15 protein-coding genes are annotated in these 17,046 nt (G+C 64.5%); 9 read left to right on the forward strand and 6 right to left on the reverse strand.

Annotated elements, in window-relative coordinates:
- Positions 1 to 2 precede the first annotated feature (2 nt).
- Positions 3 to 1,052 (reverse strand): diacylglycerol/lipid kinase family protein, encoded by a 1,050-nt coding sequence (locus tag H0194_RS03765; RefSeq protein ID WP_185176496.1) that lies wholly within the window; start codon positions 1,050 to 1,052, stop codon positions 3 to 5.
- Between the two features lie 48 nt (positions 1,053 to 1,100).
- On the opposite strand from H0194_RS03765, the gene H0194_RS03770 reads away from it, so the two are divergent.
- From H0194_RS03770 to H0194_RS03780, 3 genes are all read left to right on the forward strand, one after another.
- Positions 1,101 to 1,832, forward strand: a complete 732-nt coding sequence (locus tag H0194_RS03770) for a heme-binding beta-barrel domain-containing protein (protein ID WP_246389051.1) — start codon at positions 1,101 to 1,103, stop codon at positions 1,830 to 1,832.
- An 86-nt stretch (positions 1,833 to 1,918) separates the two neighbouring features.
- Positions 1,919 to 3,040, forward strand: a complete 1,122-nt coding sequence (ygfZ, locus tag H0194_RS03775; protein WP_185176497.1) for a CAF17-like 4Fe-4S cluster assembly/insertion protein YgfZ — start codon at positions 1,919 to 1,921, stop codon at positions 3,038 to 3,040.
- A 186-nt stretch (positions 3,041 to 3,226) separates the two neighbouring features.
- Positions 3,227 to 3,502, forward strand: coding sequence for a DUF3073 domain-containing protein (locus H0194_RS03780; RefSeq protein WP_185176498.1), 276 nt, complete (start codon positions 3,227 to 3,229; stop codon positions 3,500 to 3,502).
- Between the two features lie 113 nt (positions 3,503 to 3,615).
- Here the strand turns inward: H0194_RS03780 and purM are convergent, their stop codons facing one another.
- The 3 genes from purM to H0194_RS03795 are packed head-to-tail and all read right to left on the reverse strand — an operon-like array spanning position 3,616 to position 6,660.
- Positions 3,616 to 4,680, reverse strand: a complete 1,065-nt coding sequence (gene purM, locus H0194_RS03785) for a phosphoribosylformylglycinamidine cyclo-ligase (protein ID WP_185176499.1) — start codon at positions 4,678 to 4,680, stop codon at positions 3,616 to 3,618.
- Between the two features lie 30 nt (positions 4,681 to 4,710).
- Positions 4,711 to 6,222, reverse strand: coding sequence for an amidophosphoribosyltransferase (purF, locus tag H0194_RS03790; RefSeq protein ID WP_246389052.1), 1,512 nt, complete (start codon positions 6,220 to 6,222; stop codon positions 4,711 to 4,713).
- Positions 6,223 to 6,273: 51 nt separating this feature from the next.
- Entirely contained in the window at positions 6,274 to 6,660 is a 387-nt protein-coding gene (locus tag H0194_RS03795; RefSeq protein ID WP_185176500.1) for a sterol carrier family protein, read from the reverse strand.
- 42 nt (positions 6,661 to 6,702) lie between these two features.
- Between H0194_RS03795 and H0194_RS03800 the strand changes: the two genes are divergently transcribed.
- From H0194_RS03800 to H0194_RS03810, 3 genes are all read left to right on the forward strand, one after another.
- A complete protein-coding gene (locus tag H0194_RS03800) occupies positions 6,703 to 7,713 on the forward strand; it encodes an acyl-CoA thioesterase (protein ID WP_185176501.1) in 1,011 nt (336 codons plus the stop codon).
- 82 nt (positions 7,714 to 7,795) lie between these two features.
- Positions 7,796 to 9,526 carry an ABC transporter ATP-binding protein gene (locus H0194_RS03805; RefSeq protein ID WP_185176502.1) on the forward strand — a complete coding sequence of 577 codons (1,731 nt, stop codon included), beginning with the start codon at positions 7,796 to 7,798 and terminating at the stop codon, positions 9,524 to 9,526.
- A 3-nt stretch (positions 9,527 to 9,529) separates the two neighbouring features.
- On the forward strand, positions 9,530 to 11,497 hold the full coding sequence (locus tag H0194_RS03810) for an ABC transporter ATP-binding protein (protein WP_185176503.1): 1,968 nt from the start codon (positions 9,530 to 9,532) through the stop codon (positions 11,495 to 11,497).
- Here the strand turns inward: H0194_RS03810 and trhA are convergent.
- Positions 11,494 to 12,225, reverse strand: coding sequence for a PAQR family membrane homeostasis protein TrhA (gene trhA / locus H0194_RS03815; protein WP_185176504.1), 732 nt, complete (start codon positions 12,223 to 12,225; stop codon positions 11,494 to 11,496). The two genes, H0194_RS03810 and trhA, sit on opposite strands and share 4 nt — an antisense overlap.
- 117 nt (positions 12,226 to 12,342) lie before the next feature.
- Between trhA and H0194_RS10965 the strand changes: the two genes are divergently transcribed.
- The 3 genes from H0194_RS10965 to H0194_RS03825 are packed head-to-tail and all read left to right on the forward strand — an operon-like array spanning position 12,343 to position 14,657.
- Positions 12,343 to 13,005 (forward strand): hypothetical protein, encoded by a 663-nt coding sequence (locus tag H0194_RS10965; RefSeq protein WP_246389053.1) that lies wholly within the window; start codon positions 12,343 to 12,345, stop codon positions 13,003 to 13,005.
- On the forward strand, positions 12,912 to 13,508 hold the full coding sequence (locus H0194_RS03820) for an alpha/beta hydrolase (protein ID WP_246389136.1): 597 nt from the start codon (positions 12,912 to 12,914) through the stop codon (positions 13,506 to 13,508). The genes H0194_RS10965 and H0194_RS03820 overlap by 94 nt, the downstream gene beginning before the upstream one ends.
- A 12-nt stretch (positions 13,509 to 13,520) precedes the next feature.
- The gene (locus H0194_RS03825; protein WP_185176505.1) at positions 13,521 to 14,657 is read left to right on the forward strand and encodes an alpha/beta hydrolase; all 1,137 of its coding nucleotides are present in this window, start codon (positions 13,521 to 13,523) and stop codon (positions 14,655 to 14,657) included.
- Between the two features lie 80 nt (positions 14,658 to 14,737).
- Here the strand turns inward: H0194_RS03825 and purL are convergent, their stop codons facing one another.
- Positions 14,738 to 17,041: a phosphoribosylformylglycinamidine synthase subunit PurL gene (gene purL, locus H0194_RS03830; protein ID WP_185176506.1), complete on the reverse strand. Its 2,304-nt coding sequence runs from the start codon at positions 17,039 to 17,041 to the stop codon at positions 14,738 to 14,740.
- Positions 17,042 to 17,046 lie beyond the last annotated feature (5 nt).

Below are 17,046 nucleotides of genomic sequence, written 5' to 3' on the forward strand. Positions count from 1 at the left end.
GCCTACAGCCGGAAGAGGTCCCGCAGCATTTCCGAGACGCCGCGCTCGTGCGGCGGGCGAGGATCCTTTGGCGCGAAGACCTCGAGTGCGTCCGGAACCGAACGCAGTCGCACGGCCTTGTGCTTGCCTTCAGACTCCCCGTCCGCCTGGAAGCGCTGTGGCTCCTTACATTCCAACGTCACCGAGGTGGCGTCGTCAAACTGCAGGATCAGATCCTGCGCGTAGCGGCCCACGATGCCGTTGTTCGCCCACCCCACGAGATAGAGCATTCCGGCGAGGCCCGGCATACCGGACAAGCTGGTGATGCCGAACAGCCCAAGTCCCTTGTCAAAGGAATTGCGTGGATTGGTGACCACTGGCATCGGCCCGAGGAACGTCCACGGGTTGGTGTTGGAAGCAAACAATAGCGGGACGTTTGTGGCATTCAACGATTCGCCTTCGGCGTTGTGAGCGGTCACGGCAATCTGCGGCGGATTATTCCGGGAACGGAAGTAAGCCTTGACCGCAATATTGAGGTAGCGCAGCGGCGTGGCCGCGAAGCCCTTCTCCCGGGCACGGTCAACGCGGGCAAGGACATCGGCATCAATACCGAAGCCAGCGTTGACAGCGAACCACCGAGAGTCCCATGTTCCCAGGCGGATAGTGCGGCGCAGGTCGCGTTCCATGATGTGCGCCAGCACGTGGGTTGCCTCCAACGGCGTCGCGGGAAACCCGAGGGCCCTGACGAAGACGTTGGCCGAACCGGTGGGGATCACCGCGAGCGTCGGGACGTCGGCAGTGCGTGCTGCCCCGCCGGCAGCTTCGGTGTCGCCCGCCGGTCCCAGCAGGCCGTTCACCACCTCATTCACCGTCCCGTCCCCGCCCACAGCGATGACCGCGTCGTAATCAGCGCGGGTCAGACCGCGGCACAATATTTCCGCATGCCCCGGGTACGCGGTGTACTTCACCAGCATCTTCAGGCCCGGCACGGAACGCAAAACAGGGATGATCTGCCGGAACAGACCCGCGTCTTGGGTCGTAGAATTCGGGTTCGCAATCAGTAGTACTCGCACGAGGGCACAGTTTACCGGCAAACGAGTGCACGACTAGGCTGTGGAGACATGACTGATGATCAGATGAAGGACACCCCCGCCGACGCTGCCGCTGCCGCGGGCGGCAACGCGCAGACCCCACAGAACGCACAAAACCCCACCCCGGATTCCGGTTCCGGGGAAAAGATCAACGGCAACGACGCCGTGAACCAGGCCGCCGAGGCGTGGAAAGATGCCGCTAGTCGCAACATCCCGCCGGTGGGCCTGGACCCCACCCCTATTGATGACGACACCGCCAACCTCCGCCAGGGACCCAGCTTGAACGACGCCCTCCTTGGCCTCCTCCCCCTCGTCGGCGTATGGCAGGGCGAGGGCCAGGGCTTCGATGAAAACGACGAGCAGTACGCTTTCGGCCAACAGCTCATCATCGCCCACGACGGTGGCGAGTACCTGACCTACACCTCGCGCACCTGGCGCCTGGATGAAAACGGCAACTCGCAGGGCGCGACTATCCGCGAGACCGGCTTCTGGCGTATTTCGCCGAAAGACGAGATTGAGATGACGTACACGTCCTCGACCGGCATCGTGGAGATCTTCTACGGAGAGCCGTACAACGAGCGCGCGTGGCAGCTGGAATCCGCCTCCACCATGGTCACGGAGACCGGCCCGAAGAAGCTGGGCCCAGGTCGCCGGATGTATGGCCTCATGCCCAACAACGACTTGGGGTGGGTAGACGAGCGCATGGGCGACGGCGAGCTCAAGCCGAATATGTCCGCGCAGCTCAAGCGCATCGCGGGCTAGAGCTCTTCTCCCCCATTCTGCGCTCCGCCAGGGCCCGGCGACGCCACGTGCGCCCGAGTACTACCCCGAGTACTACACTGGCGTCTATGACTTCACCACTGTTGTCCCGTCCTGGGGCCGCGGAGCATCAAGAAGAGACGCTTGTCGACGCCGCGGGGGTGGCGTGGCACTACGGCAACCCGCTGAACGAGCAGCGTGCCGCGGATAGCCACCCCATCGTGGTGGATCGCTCGCACCGCCGAGTTATCAAAGTCACTGGGCCAGACGCCCCCGGCTTCCTCAACAACCTCCTGTCTCAGAAACTGGACTCTGCGGCGACTACCGCGGGCCCTAGTGGCTTCACCGGCCAGGCCTTGGACTTGGACATCCAGGGTCATATTCTGCACGCGATGGATGTCACCGCCGTCCCCACCGGTGCGGTGAGCGCCGTCGACGCTGGAGCTACCGACTTCTACCTCGATCTCCCCGCTGATCTGGCCACCTCGTTGGCCGAGTTCCTGAAGAAGATGAAGTTCTGGTCCGAGGTCAGCATTTCTGTGACCGACCTGGCCGTGGCGACGGTGCTCGGCGAGACCACCGCCACGGCCGTGCGCGAGGCGCTCCCGGATCACGCACTGGTGCGCGATTTTCCGTGGAAGGGTCGGCCCCGCGTCGATGTCCTGGTTGACCGCGCGAAGCTCGCAACGTCGGTCAGCGCGCTCGAGGCCGCCGGGTTCACGCTGGCGGGCCTTATGGCGTACACCGCAGAGCGCGTCCGCGCGCTCGAGCCCGAGCAGGCCGCCGACTTAGACGGTAAATCCATCCCCCACGAAATCCCCCACTGGATCGGGCGCGGCGACAACCCCGGGGCCGTCCACTTGGAAAAGGGCTGCTACCGCGGCCAAGAGACCGTCGCCCGCGTGGAGAACCTCGGACGGTCCCCGCGCCTGCTGGTCATGCTTCACCTCGACGGATCGGCGCCCGAGCTTCCCGGTCCGGGCGCGGAGATCACGTTCAACGGCCGGGGCGTCGGCAGGCTCGGCACCGTCGTCCACGACTGCGACTACGGTCCGATCGCACTCGCCCTGGTGAAGCGCACTGCCCTCGATCGGGGAGAATTGCTCATCGGCGATGTTGCGGCCAGCGTGGACCCGGACTCGTTGCCCGGGGACGAGGGCCCCAAGGCCGGCCGCGCGGCCGTGGATAAACTCCGCGGTCGCCAAGCTTAAAAGGGGGTACCGTTTTCATTTCCCGCGCCTAGTTAAGCTGGCAAAACAGCAGGTGTGTGACCCCGAGCGGAATTTTTTTGCCCAACAGGCTATTGTGTCTAACAGGAACATTTCATTTACAGACAAGTCGATGGGGCATCCAAAACATCCCTGGATAGCTCTACACACCTCAAGGGGGTCATGCCCGTGGGACGCGGACGCGCAAAGGCAAAACAGACCAAGATTGCACGCCAGCTTAAGTACCAGACGCCGGAAATGGATTTGGAGTCCCTACAGCGGGAGCTCGCTTCCAAGCGTCCTGGTGAGGGATGGGCACCGGATTCGCGCGAGGACGCTTCTGAGGACGGCGACTACTCTGATTACTCCGACTACGACGAGTACGCGGATTACGACAAGTACGCCGACTGGGAAGACGTCAACGTCGATGAAGATGGCTCCCGCAAAGCCGGCAACGACCGCTAGGGTCTAGCGGCTTAGGCAAGAGCAAACGAAGGCCGCGAGGAATTCTCCTCGCGGCCTTCGTCGTCTTTCCTACTACTCGTGGATGCGGCTCTCACTGGCCGCGGCCACTCGTACTAGAAGTTCGGGTGCTCGCCGTGCATGACTACGCGGGCGTTGTCCGAGTCCTCGGCGGCGCGGACCTCGCCGAGTTCCCACGCTTCCAGGTGGCGGGCGGTCAGCATAGCCAAGGCGCGATCCTTATCCTTCTGCGACACCACGGCGATCATGCCGACGCCCATGTTGAACGTCTTCTCCATCTCGGCCAGCTCCACCTTGCCCAGCGAGGCGATGGTGCGGAAGATCTGCCCCGGCGTCCAAGTGGAACGCTGCACGTCAGCCACGAGGCCCTCCGGGATCACGCGCTCGAGGTTTCCGGCCAGCCCGCCGCCGGTGACGTGGCAGAACGTAGACACCTCGCACTCGGCGGCCAGCGCCAAGCAATCCTGCGCGTAAATGCGGGTCGGTTCCAACAGCTCCTCACCGAGGGTGCGCCCGAGTTCTTCCATGTAACCGTCCAGCGGCAGCTTCAGCGTGTCCAGGAGCACGTGGCGGGCCAGTGAGTAGCCGTTTGAGTGCAGACCGGACGAGTCCATAGCGATGATGGCATCGCCCTCGCGGACCTTGTCCGGCCCCAACAGCTCATCCGCTTCCACCACGCCGACGGCGGTGGCGGAGACGTCGTAGTCGCCCTCTTCCATCACGCCGGGGTGCTCCGCGGTCTCGCCGCCCAGCAAGGCGCAACCAGCCTGGACGCAGCCCTCAGCGATGCCACCCACGATGTCAGCCACCTTCTCCGGGTACACCTTGCCCACGGCGATGTAGTCCTGCAGGAACAGCGGCTCCGCACCGCACACGACGAGGTCATCCACGCACATCGCCACCAGGTCGATGCCAATGGTGTCGTGTTTATCCATAGCCTGTGCCACCGCGAGCTTGGTGCCCACGCCATCAGAGCCGGCGGCCAAGATCGGGTTATTGTACTTGCCCAGTTCAAACAGCCCAGCGAACCCGCCGAGCCCGCCGCGCACCTCGGGGCGGGTGGCGCGCTTGGCGTGAGACTTGATGAGTTCGACGGCGCGGTCGCCTGCTTCGATGTCCACGCCGGCTGCGGCGTAGGTGGGCTTAGCGTTTTCAGTCATGGGGTGTGTCCTTTGCGGTGTGGTGGAAAGCTAGGCGGGGTTCGGCAGCGGTTTGTCTTGTGTTTCCAGGAGCTTGCGGGCGGCCTCGGCGTTTGGGTTACCGGCGGGCAGTCCCAGCGGGTAGTGGCCGTCGAAGCACGCGGTGCATAGCTCCGCGCGGGGCTGCTCGGTGGCTGCCACCATCTCCTCTATGGACACGAAGCCCAACGAGTCCGCTCCGATGGCTTCACGGATAGTCTCGCACACCACGTCCGGATCGTCAGAAGGATTGACGTTAGCGATGAGCTCGCCGGGGCTGGCGAAGTCAATGCCGTAGAAGCACGGCCACTTCACCGGTGGGGAGGCGATGCGCACGTGGACCTCGGCGGCACCGGCTTCGCGCAGCATGCGGATGAGTGCGCGCTGGGTGTTGCCGCGGACAATGGAATCGTCCACCACCACGAGCTTCTTGCCTGCGATGACCTCGCGCAGCGGGTTGAGCTTGAGGCGGATACCCAGCTGGCGCAACGTCTGGGTGGGCTGGATAAAGGTCCGGCCCACGTAGGCATTCTTCACCAGGCCTTGGGCGAAGGTGATGCCGGACTCGCGGGCGTAGCCCACGGCCGCGGGGTTACCTGACTCCGGAACCGGGATGACCAGGTCCGCGCCGTCTGCCGGGAAATGGCGCGCCAGGCGACGGCCGATGTCCACGCGAGTGGCGTTGACGCTGCGGCCACGGATATCGGAATCCGGGCGCGCCAGGTACACGTACTCGAAGACGCAGCCGTGGTGGGTGGTCTCTGCGAAACGCGCGGAGCGAATGCCGGACTCATCAATCGCGATCAGCTCACCCGGTTCGACCTCGCGGACGAAGTACGCACCCACGATGTCCAAGGCGCAGGTTTCGGAGGCCACCACCCAGCCCTGGGGCAGTCGGCCCAGCACTAACGGTCGGACGCCGTGGGAATCGCGCGCGGCGTACAGGGTATGCCCGTCGGTGAAGGTGAGACAGAATGCGCCCTTGATACGCGGCAGCAGGTCGAGCGCCGAGTCGAACACGCTGACCTCGTCCGTCACGCCGTCGGAAAGCAAGGTCGACATCACCATGGTGTCGGAGACATGTGGCTCTGCCGGGCTAATCACGCCGCATTCCATCGCCTCATCGCGCAGTTCGAGGTAATTGACCAAGTTGCCGTTGTGGCACAGCGCGATGTCCACGCCCGAAGGAGAGGTGCCAAACATCGGTTGGACGTTGGACCATTCTTTGCCGCCCGCGGTGGAATAGCGGGTGTGGCCTACCGCCACGTTGCCATGGAGGGAGTCCAAAATGGACTCGTCAAAGATCTGGGAGACTAGGCCCATGTCTTTGAAAACCACCAGCCGGTCGTCATCGCCTACTGCAATGCCCGCTGCCTCCTGACCGCGGTGTTGGAGGGCAAAAAGGCCGAAGTAGCTGAGTTTCGCCACTTCCTCCCCTGGCGCCCAGACGCCGAATACACCACATTCTTCGCGTGGTTCTTGCTCGCCGTGATCGTCAAGGTTCGACAGCTGATGTTTTTGCACGGTGTCGATCTTAGCCGGTTTGCCCCTAGTATCCAACGTCTGTGGGGGCGCTTAGTGCAGGGGAATCACCGGCAGGAGGCCCGCGACCAGTGCGGCGCGGGTTCCGGAGGCGTCCACCCGGCCGTCCTTGGTGGCCGTCTCAAAGTCATCGATACCGGTGGCCAGCCGCAGCCAGGTCAGCGGATCCATTTCCACCACATTCGGAGGGGTTCCGCGGGTGTGGGCGGGGCCATCGATGAGGTGAACGGCAACAAATGGGGGCACCCGTAGCTCGACTGAGTGCCCTGGGGCATCCTTTTCCAGCAGCCGGGCCGTCATCCGCACGGCGTCGGCACGTGCCGCGCGCCCAGGCTTGTCGACGCCCTCTGGGTCGCGCACCCAGTCCGCCACGGCGAGCACGGCGGCGCGCGCTGTCGCCGGGTCAACTTGTTTTCTCATACCCCGACACGTTAGCCCACAAAGCTTGTTATCTTAAAGGTCATGCCTAATACCCCGCAGTTGCAAGAGCACCTCAAGAAACCGAATATCACCCTGCGTTTCATGGCCACGCCCACCGATCAGTTGCTGGCCGGCGCACAGGGGATCGGCGGCGGACGCGTTTTGGAATGGATCGATAAGGCAGCGTACGCCTGCGCGGTACAGTGGTCCGGCAAGTACTGCGTGACCGCCTATGTGGGGCATATTCACTTCACTCGCCCGATCCCTTCCGGCCACCTGGTGGAGGTACGCTCGCGCATCGCGATGACGGGGCGTTCCTCCATGCACATCGTCAACGAGGTCCTCTCGGCCGACCCCCGCGACGGCATCTTCACCCGCGCCTGTGACTGCCTGGTGATCTTCGTGGCCAAAGACCAGGAAACAGGGCGGCCGACCCCGGTGCCTTCCTTCGTTCCGGAGACGGACGAACACGCGCGCGTGGCGGAGGCCGCGGAGTCACGCATTGAACTGCGCAAGGCCATCGAGGCGGAAATGGAAAAGCAGGATTACGACGCCCCGTCGGAGGCCCCGCGGCTCATCAACCGCTTCCTGGCCAAGCCCACGGACGTCAATTGGGGCGGCAACGTGCACGGCGGCACCGCCATGGAGTGGATCGACGAGGCCGGCACCGCCTGCACCATGGAGTGGTCCGGCGAGCAGACCGTCGCGGTGTATGCCGGCGGCATCCGCTTCTACCAGCCCATCCACATCGGCGATCTCATCGAGGTGGATGCACGCATGATGCGCACCGACGAGCGCTCGATGCAGATGTCCATCCACGTGCGCTCTGGTGATCCGCGCGGCGGCCGCGACGCGCTGAAAACCGCCATCCACGCCACCGTGTCGTACATGGCGATGGACCGCGACTGGCGGCCGGTCGGGGCGCGGCAGTTCACCCCGAAGCTCGAGGGCGATATCACGCTCGCCGAGCACGCGCAGGTACTCCGCGAGCTGCGCGGCAAGTACTCACCCAAGCCGCTGGTCGTGGCGCCACGCAACCAGCACCTGGACTAGCCCTTTTCGACACACCTCGCCCAGTATGTGACGTGTCCGCGACAAGTAGTCGCGGGTGCACTCGCGGGTCTACGATGAAGCAATGGATTTCCTCCGGCTCATCTTTAGCCGCTCTCACCAGTACCGGGGCGCGCTCGTGGCGATCGTAGTCTTGCAGACCATCTCCACCATCGCCACGCTCTACCTCCCCTCGCTCAACGCCCGCATCATCGACGAGGGTGTGTCACGTGGCGACGTCCCGTTTATCTGGCGCATGGGCGGCATCATGCTGGCCGTGGCCTTCGTCCAGGTCATCTCCGCCTGCATCGCGGTGTGGTTCGGCGCCCGCACCTCGATGGGCACTGGCCGCGACATTCGGCGCGACGTATTCGCCCGCGTCACGTCCTTCTCCGCGGAGGACACCGGCCACTTCGGCGCCGGCACCCTCATCACCCGCGGCACCAATGACGTGCAGCAGGTCCAGATGACTTACATGATGATGCTCAACTTCATGGTGCAGACACCCATCATGATGGTGGGCGGTGTCATCATGGCGATCAAGGAAGACCCAGGCATGTCCTGGCTGGTGCTCGTCAGCGTGCTCGTGCTCTTAGCGGCAGTGGGCGTTCTCATCGCGATGCTAATGCCGCTGTTCCAAGGCCAGCAGTCCAATATTGACGCCATCAACTCCGTCCTCCGCGAGCAACTCGCGGGCATCCGAGTGGTCCGTGCATTCACCCGCGAGGAGCACGAGACCGCGCGCTTCGAGACTGCGAACGCGGAGCTCACCCGGCTGTCGGTGAAAATCGGCAACCTCTTCGTGCTGCTGTTCCCCGTCATCATGCTCATCCTCAACCTGGCCACGGGTGCCGTCATGTGGTTCGGGGGCCACCGCGTGGACGCCGGGGACGTGGAGGTCGGTGCCTTGACCGCCTTCCTGCAGTACCTCCTCCAAATCCTCGCGGCGGTCATGATGGGTGCGTTTATGGCCATGATGCTGCCGCGTGCTCTGGTCTGCGCTAAGCGCATCACCGAGGTCCTCCAGCGCGAACCGGCCATCGTGGAGCCAACCACCCCGATCATTCCGGAACGCGAAGCGGGCGTCGTGGAATTCGACCACGTCACCTTCACCTACCCCGGTGCGGAGGAACCCGTGCTCAAGGACATCACCTTCACCGCGGAGCCGGGCCGCACCACCGCCATCATCGGCTCCACCGGCGCGGGCAAAACCACGCTGCTGGGACTCATCCCGCGTCTCTACACCGCCAGCGCCGGCACGGTCCGCCTGGACGGCGTGGATGTCACGGACATGGCGCACCGCGACGTCGTCAAGCGCGTCTCCCTGGTGCCGCAGAAACCGTACCTGTTCAGCGGTACCGTGCGCTCCAACCTGGCCTATGCCAACCCCCAGGCCACCGAGGAGGACATGTGGGCAGCGCTACGCACCGCGCAAGCGAGCTTTGTCACCGACCTGGATATGCCCATCTCCCAAGGCGGCACCAACGTCTCCGGCGGCCAGCGCCAGCGCCTGTCCATCGCGCGCATGCTGGTGGCGCGGCCCAAGGTGTACCTGTTTGATGATTCCTTCTCTGCACTCGACATGTCCACGGACGCCAAGCTACGGGCCGCACTGAAGCCGGTGGTCGCTGACGCCACGATGATCGTGGTGGCCCAGCGCGTGAGTTCCATCATGGACGCGGACGACATCCTGGTCATGGAGGCCGGGGAGATCATCGCCCGCGGCACTCACGAGGAACTACTGCACACGTCCCCCACCTACCGCGACATTGTCAGTTCGCAGGTCGATTCCCAGCTGGAAGCACAGGAGAACTAGGCCATGACCAACAATACTTCCACCACCAGCGAGCTCAGCGATCAGGACATCCTGGAATTGCAAGAAAAAGTCGGCTCCGATCCGTGGTCGGGCTCGGCGCCGCGCAAGGCCAAGAACTTCCGTGCAGCGGCCGGCCGTCTGTTTTCGCTGCTGTCCCCCTACAAGGCACAGATCGCCTTAGTGTTCCTTCTCGTCACCTTATCCGTGGTGCTCTCGGTCTACGCCCCGCGCGTCACCGGCTACGCCATGGATGTCATCTTCGCCGGCGCCATTGGCTCCCGCCTGCCCGCCGGTGTCAGCCAGGAACAGGTGATTGAGGGCCTGCGCGCCCAGGGCCAAAACACCTTCGCGGACATGTTATCCGGCATGGAGGTCGTGCCTGGCGAAGGCATCGACTTCGACCGCCTGGGCCAGCTCATCGCGCTCATCATCGGGCTGTACGTGGTGTCCTCGCTGTTCATGTGGTTGGAAGGCTTCATCCTCAACCGCCTGGTCATGAAGGCCGTGTACCAGTTGCGCGCGGACGTCGAGGCAAAGATTAACCGCCTGCCACTGTCCTATTTTGATACCCGCCAGCGCGGCGACGTCCTGTCCCGCACCACCAACGACGTGGACAATGTCCAACAGGCACTGCAACAGGCGCTGTCTCAGGCCTTCAACTCCGTGCTCATGATCATCGGCATCACCGGCATGATGTTCTGGGTGTCCTGGCAGCTGGCCCTCGTGGCGCTGCTGTCCATCCCGCTGACCGGTGTGGTCATCGGCATTATCGGTGCGCGATCCCAGAAGCAGTTCACCACGCAGTGGCGGGCCACGGGCGAACTCAACGGCCACGTGGAGGAAACCTTCTCCGGCCACGAGGTCATGCAGATCTTCGGCCGCACGGACCAGGCCCGCGAGACCTTCGCGGAGCGCAACGAGGAGCTATTCGAGGCCTCATCCATGGCGCAGTTCCTCTCCGGCATGATGATGCCAATCATGCAGTTCGTGTCCTACCTGTCGTATGTGGCCATTGCGGTCTTGGGTGGTCTCAAGGTGGCCACGGGCTCGCTGACGCTGGGCGACGCCACGGCGTTTATCCAGTACTCCCGCCAATTCAACCAGCCCCTGGGTGAGCTCGGCGGCATGATGCAGATGGTGCAGTCCGGCGTGGCGTCGGCGGAGCGCGTGTTCGAGCTTCTCGACGCCGAGGAACAGACCCCGGACTCCGCCGCAGCCGAGGTCGCGGGCCGCTCCCGCGGCCTCGTGGAATTTCACGACGTTGACTTCTCCTACTCGCCGGACAAACCACTCATCGAGGACTTGAGCCTGCGGGTGGAGCCGGGCCAGACCGCGGCAATCGTGGGCCCGACCGGCGCGGGTAAGACCACGCTGGTCAACCTCATCATGCGCTTCTACGAAATCAACGACGGCGCCATCCGCCTCGACGGCGTGGACATCCGCGACCTCTCCCGCCACGACCTGCGCTCGCAGGTGGGCATGGTGCTGCAGGACGCGGTGCTGTTTGAGGGCACCATCATGGACAACATCCGCTACGGCCGCCTGGACGCCACCGACGAGGAAGTCATCGCCGCGGCGAAGGCCACGTACGTGGACCGCTTCGTGCACTCCCTGCCGGACGGCTACGACACCCAGGTGGATAACGAGGGCGGCTCGCTGTCCGCCGGTGAGCGCCAGCTCATCACCATCGCGCGCGCCTTCCTGGCGCAGCCGGCGCTACTCATTCTGGATGAGGCCACCTCGTCCGTGGATACCCGCACCGAGGTGTTGGTTCAGGAGGCCATGAATGCCCTGCGCGCCGAGCGCACGTCGTTCGTCATCGCGCACCGCCTGTCCACGATCCGCGACGCGGACCTCATCCTCGTCATGGAGTCCGGCCGCATCGTGGAGCAGGGCACGCACGCCGAGCTACTCGCCGCGGGCGGTGCCTACGCCAGCCTGCACGAGGCGCAGTTCGCCGAGGACGACTAGCCGTCGAGAAGCGCACGTGCGGGCGCCGAGGCCTCGGCGATCACCAGGCACACGGCGATGAAGTGCACGATCCCCGCGATAACCGTGGCCGCGTGGAAGTATTCGTGGTAGCCAAAGTAGCGGGCCTCGCGGCCCGGCCACTTCGCGCCGTACATGACAGCGCCCAGGGTGTAGATAACTCCGCCGGCGAACAACAGCCACACCACCGCGGGGCTGGCGTTGTTCCACAGGCTCGGGATGAGAGGCAGGATGAGCCAGCCCAGCGCCAGGTACACCACCACGTCGAGCCAGCGGGGATGCTCGATCCACACCATGTTGAGGAATACCCCACCCAGCGCCCCGATCCAGGCGATACTCAGTATCCAGGCCGCCTGATCAGGTGGAAAGACGAGCAAGCACAGCGGGGTGTACGTCGCCGCGATGAATACGGCGATCATCGCATGGTCCGCGCGCCGCCACAGGCGCACGGTGTCCGCCGAGGTCCAGGGGAAGCGGTGATAAAGCGCGGAGACGGTAAACAGCGCGGTGAGCCCCACCCCGTACACCGTCACGCCGAGCGCGTGCCACCACTCCAGCGCCATCCACGCCACGGTGATAAGCGCGGTGGAGGCGAAGATGGACACGGCGGCGCCGCCCACGTGTACCCAACCGCGGGTCACCGGCCGGGGACCGCGGTTGACGGTCCAGAACGTGTACTGCACCATCTGCGGGGATTCGCTGCTCTGCATGGTTTCCCTTCCAAAAAGTTAACCTACGGCTGCGTAGGTCCACCGAAAGGTTACACCCTTTTCACCGCGCTGTAACAGAATTCCAATTCCGGCGATAGGTCTGTCTATATTCAAGATGTGTACGTCTTTCCACCCCCTTTCGCCGATCCCGATGGCAGCCGAGTCGCTTCCCCCATCCTGACCCGCTTTCAGAACCGGAAAGCTACTGCCCTTGCCGCAGCCGTTCTGTCGCTGACCATTGGCGCAGCCTCGCCCATTGCAGTGTCGGCCGCCGAGCAGGGTTCCTCCGGCAATGAACCAGCAGCGGTGGGCCCCGGCTCCAGCCGCTATTTGCCGCCCGTGGGTGACGGCACCGGCAACCAACCCCACTCCACTGATCGCGCCCGGCTAGTGTCCAAACGCCTGATACACGGCGTGGACGCAGGTCCGCACAAAGACGTGTGGGAGCTGAAGATCTACTCGCCGTCCAATGACATGGTGGTAACCAACCGACTCATCGCCCCCAAGGGCAGCACCCCGCGCCCCACGCTTATCCTGCTGCCCGGCGCGGATGGCAAGAAGTCCAAGCGCACCTGGAAACCCACGCGGACCTCCCTGGGTTCTTCCGGAACAAACATGTCCAAGTTCTCACCACGCTCTCGGGCGGTTTCTCGTTCTACTCGGATTGGAAGCAGCGCGACGGCGCCATCGAAGGCACGTCTCACTGGGGCACGTACGTGGGCAAGGAATTGCCCCAGGTCCTCAGCGACGAATTTCACGCCAACGACCGCATGGCGGTAGCCGGGCTGTCCATGTCCGGTTCCGGAGCCCTCGACCTGGCGGCGCAGTATCCACAGACTTTCGACGCCGCGGCCTCCTTCTCCGGCTTCCCTGCCACCAGTTCCCCTCTCGGCCGCGTCGTGGCTCTGGGTGTGATGGCCAAATCCACCGCTAACCCGATGCGGGCCTGGGGCTACCTCGACGATCCCGCGTGGGCCGCCCACGATCCCGCCCGCAACGTCCACATCCTGCGCCGCCACAACACCAAGGTGTTCGTCTCCGCGGCCACCGGGGTCCCCGGTCCCCTGGACGTGAACTACGGCACGGAGGCCTACACTTGGATGGCCGGTGCGGAGGTAGTGTCTCGACACCTCACAGATGGCTACGCCCGCCGCGCCCGCGCCGCTGGCGTGGATCTCACCTATTACCGCGTCCCACGCGGCTCGCACACCTATGGCATTTTTGAGCATTCTCTACACAAAGCCTGGTACAAAGTATTGGCGCCTGCGCTGCGCACGCGCTAAGCTCTCCAGCTAATGAAAATTAGCTACTTCTCCCATAACCGCGTCCTCTCAGCCCGCTGCGTCGGCCCGCTGGCCGTCGCCGCACTGACCGCCGGCTCCCTGTGTGCCGACGCCGCGGGATTCGCCCCGGCGCCCCTTGTCGCCGCGGCCGCCGCGCAGTCCTCGATCACGGCTCCGCAGGACGTCCCCTACGGTTCGTCGAAGTACTTGCCCACAATCGGCGGCAATAAGCCCGCGACCACCGGCAAGGCCGCCCACCTGGTATCCAAGCGCAAACTCCGCGTAGCCAACCAGGGCACCCGCAACGACGTGTGGGAATTCAAGGTGTACTCTGCGGCCAATGACATGGTGGTGACCAACAGGATCATCACCCCCAAGGGCACCACCCCGCGACCATCGCTCATCTTGCTCCCGGGTTCCCACGGCAAGAAGTCCCAGCGCACCTGGGACAAGAACGCGGATCTCCCCGGCTTCTTCAAAAACAAGGAAGTCAATGTGGTGACCACGCTCGCTGGCGGCTACTCCTTCTACTCCGACTGGAAGAAGGACGACCCCCACATCGAAGGCCACTCCAACTGGGAGACTTACATCGCCAAGGAGCTCCCGCAGGTGCTCAAGGACGAGTTCCACGCCAACGGCAAGATGGCGATAGGTGGTGTATCCATGTCCGGCTCGGCATCCCTGGATATCGCGTCGCGCCACCCGCAGACCTTCGTGGCCGCGGCGTCCTACTCCGGCTTCCCAGTGACCACCTCGCCCCTGGGCCGCTTCTTTTCTGTAGGCATCTTCACATGGGGCAAGACCAACCCCGCGAACGCCTGGGGATACCTGGATAACCCGGCGTGGAAGAAGCACGACCCGGCGCGCAACGTGCACAAGATGGCACACAACGGCACGAAGGTCTTTGTCTCTTCCGCCGGCGGTGTTCCCGGACCACTGGATAAAAGCTATGGCCTGAAGGCGTACGCGGATCCGATGCTGGCGGAGTTCGCCTCGGACGCGTTGACCACGGAATACACCAAGCGCGCCCGCAAGGCCGGGGTGGACATTTACCGCTTCCGCCGTGCTGACGGCGCACACACCTTCCCCGTCTTCGAGAACGCCATGCAGAAGTCCTGGGAGACCACGCTGCGCCCCGCACTGTTTTAGCTCTACTAGGTTTCGGCCCTTGAAAAACGCAACAGGCCCGTACGTACCTTGTGGTCGTACGGGCCTGTAGGCGTCAGGGCTTATTCCACGACGGAGTTGGCACCCACGGCGTGACCATACAGCTCGGGCAGGGTGGCGGACCAGGCCTGCTTGAGCTCCTCGAGGGAGACCACGAGCTCGCCGGCGGTGAGGTTGCCGGTGTCGTTGGTGGCACCCACGATGGCGGCCGGGATGCCCAGTTCCGCCGCACGCGCCAGCACGGCGTCCTGGTTCGCGGCGGTGGTGGCCACGAGGACGCGGGAGGCGGACTCAGAGAACAACGCAGTGAAGGCATCGTCGTGCACGACGCCCAGGTCGAGGTCAATGCCCACGCCTGCGTTGCGTCCGGAGCCCTTCGCCATCTCAAACGCGGAGATGCCAAAACCGCCCTCGGACAGGTCGTGCGCCGCGGTCAGCAGCTCATTTCCTACGAAGAACTCGGCCAGCTTGGCCTCATTGGCCAGATCCACCTGCGGCGGCAAGCCGTTGAGCCCCTTGCCGGAGACCTGCTGCCAGATGGAGCCGCCGAACTCGTCCTTGGTCTCACCGAGGAGGATCAGCACCTCTTCACCGGCCTTGGCATTGACGCCCAGCGTGTTACCGATGGCCTTGTGCACGTCATCCATCACGCCCAGCACGCCAACTACCGGGGTGGGCAGAATCGGCTCATCGCCGGTCTGGTTGTAGAAGGACACGTTGCCGCCGGATACCGGGATACCCAGCTCCACTGCGCCGTCGGCGAGGCCGTGGACGGCCTCCTTGAACTGCCACATCACGTCCGGGTTCTCCGGGGAACCGAAGTTGAGGCAGTTGGTGATAGCCACCGGCTTCGCGCCGGTCACGGCGACGTTGCGGTAAGCCTCGGCCAGTGCCAGGCGGGCGCCCATGTTCGGCTCCAACTTGGTGTAGCGGCCGGAGCAGTCCGCGGAGACGGAGACGCCGCGGGAGGTGTCTTCGTCGATGCGCAGAACACCAGAGTTGGCACCGTGCGCCTGGACGGTGTTGCCGCGCACGTAGCGGTCGTACTGGTTGGTGATGAACTCGCGCGAGCACAGCGCCGGGGAGGACACCATGTCCACGAAGGCCTGCTTGAGCGCCACGGCGTCGGCAGGCTTGTCGACGCCGCCGAAGTTCTGCAGCTCATCCTGCCACTGCGGGCGGGCGTATGGGCGGTCGTAGACCGGGGCCTCATCGGCGATGGTCGCCGGCGGGGCGTCCACCACGATGTCGCCCTGGTGGCGGATGATGAGGCGGTCGCCGTCGGTGACCTCACCAATCTCCGCGCAGGTGACGTCCCAGTGGGCGCAGATTTCCTTGAACTTCTCCACGTTCTCCGGGGCCACCACGGCACACATGCGCTCCTGCGACTCGGAGGCGAGGATCTCTGCCGCGGTCATGTTCTCCGCACGCAGCGGGACGGCGTCGAGGTTGATCTCCATACCGCCATCGCCGGCCGCGGCCAGCTCGGAGGTGGCGCAGGCCAGGCCCGCGCCACCGAGATCCTGGATGCCCACGACCACGCCCGCGTGGTAGAGGTCCAGGCAGCACTCGATGAGGACCTTCTCGGCGAACGGGTCGCCCACCTGCACGGCCGGGAGCTTGCGCTCGGCGCCGTCCTCAAAGGACTCGGACGCCAACACGGACACGCCGCCGATGCCGTCTAGACCGGTGCGGGAGCCGAACAGCATCACCTTGTTGCCGGTGCCGGAAGCGAAGGCCAGCTTGAGGTCCTCGACCTTGAGTGTGCCCACACAGAGGGCGTTGACCAGCGGATTCGCAGCGTAGGACTCGTCAAAGACGGTTTCGCCACCAATATTGGGAAGACCCAGACTGTTGCCATAGCCGCCGATGCCCTCCACCACGCCTGGCAGGACGCGGGAGGTATCCGGGGCGTCGGCAGGCCCGAAACGCAGCTGGTCCATCACGGCGATGGGGCGCGCGCCCATGGCCATGATGTCGCGGACAATGCCGCCCACGCCGGTAGCGGCACCCTGGTAGGGCTCCACGTAGGACGGGTGGTTGTGGGACTCCACACGGAAGGTCACTGCGTTGCCGTCACCGATGTCGACCACACCGGCATTCTCGCCGATGCCGGCCAGGATCTTCTCCCCCATCTCCTCGGTCATGGTCTCGCCGAAGTAGCGCAAGTGGGTCTTGGAGGACTTGTAAGAGCAGTGCTCGGACCACATGACCGAGTACATGGTGAGCTCGGCGTCGGTGGGGCGACGGCCCAGGATGTCGCGAATGCGCGCGTACTCGTCGTCTTTCAAGCCAAGCTCGGCGTAGGGCTGGGTCTGATCGCCAGTAGCCTTCGCGTTGTCAACGGTGTCATTGTGAACAGTCATTGTTT

This window comes from Corynebacterium incognita (assembly GCF_014217255.1).
Taxonomy (GTDB): Bacteria; Actinomycetota; Actinomycetes; order Mycobacteriales; family Mycobacteriaceae; genus Corynebacterium; species Corynebacterium incognitum.

Excerpts from the sequence above, each read along its gene's own strand:
- trhA (WP_185176504.1), bottom strand. The coding sequence starts at position 12,225 with ATGCAGAGCAGCGAATCCCCGCAGATGGTGCAGTACACGTTCTGGACC.
- H0194_RS03795 (WP_185176500.1), bottom strand. The coding sequence starts at position 6,660 with ATGAGAAAACAAGTTGACCCGGCGACAGCGCGCGCCGCCGTGCTCGCC.
- purM (WP_185176499.1), bottom strand. The coding sequence starts at position 4,680 with ATGACTGAAAACGCTAAGCCCACCTACGCCGCAGCCGGCGTGGACATC.
- H0194_RS03825 (WP_185176505.1), top strand. The coding sequence starts at position 13,521 with ATGAAAATTAGCTACTTCTCCCATAACCGCGTCCTCTCAGCCCGCTGC.
- H0194_RS03805 (WP_185176502.1), top strand. The coding sequence starts at position 7,796 with ATGGATTTCCTCCGGCTCATCTTTAGCCGCTCTCACCAGTACCGGGGC.
- H0194_RS03770 (WP_246389051.1), top strand. The coding sequence starts at position 1,101 with ATGACTGATGATCAGATGAAGGACACCCCCGCCGACGCTGCCGCTGCC.
- H0194_RS03800 (WP_185176501.1), top strand. The coding sequence starts at position 6,703 with ATGCCTAATACCCCGCAGTTGCAAGAGCACCTCAAGAAACCGAATATC.
- H0194_RS03810 (WP_185176503.1), top strand. The coding sequence starts at position 9,530 with ATGACCAACAATACTTCCACCACCAGCGAGCTCAGCGATCAGGACATC.
- ygfZ (WP_185176497.1), top strand. The coding sequence starts at position 1,919 with ATGACTTCACCACTGTTGTCCCGTCCTGGGGCCGCGGAGCATCAAGAA.
- purL (WP_185176506.1), bottom strand. The coding sequence starts at position 17,041 with ATGACTGTTCACAATGACACCGTTGACAACGCGAAGGCTACTGGCGAT.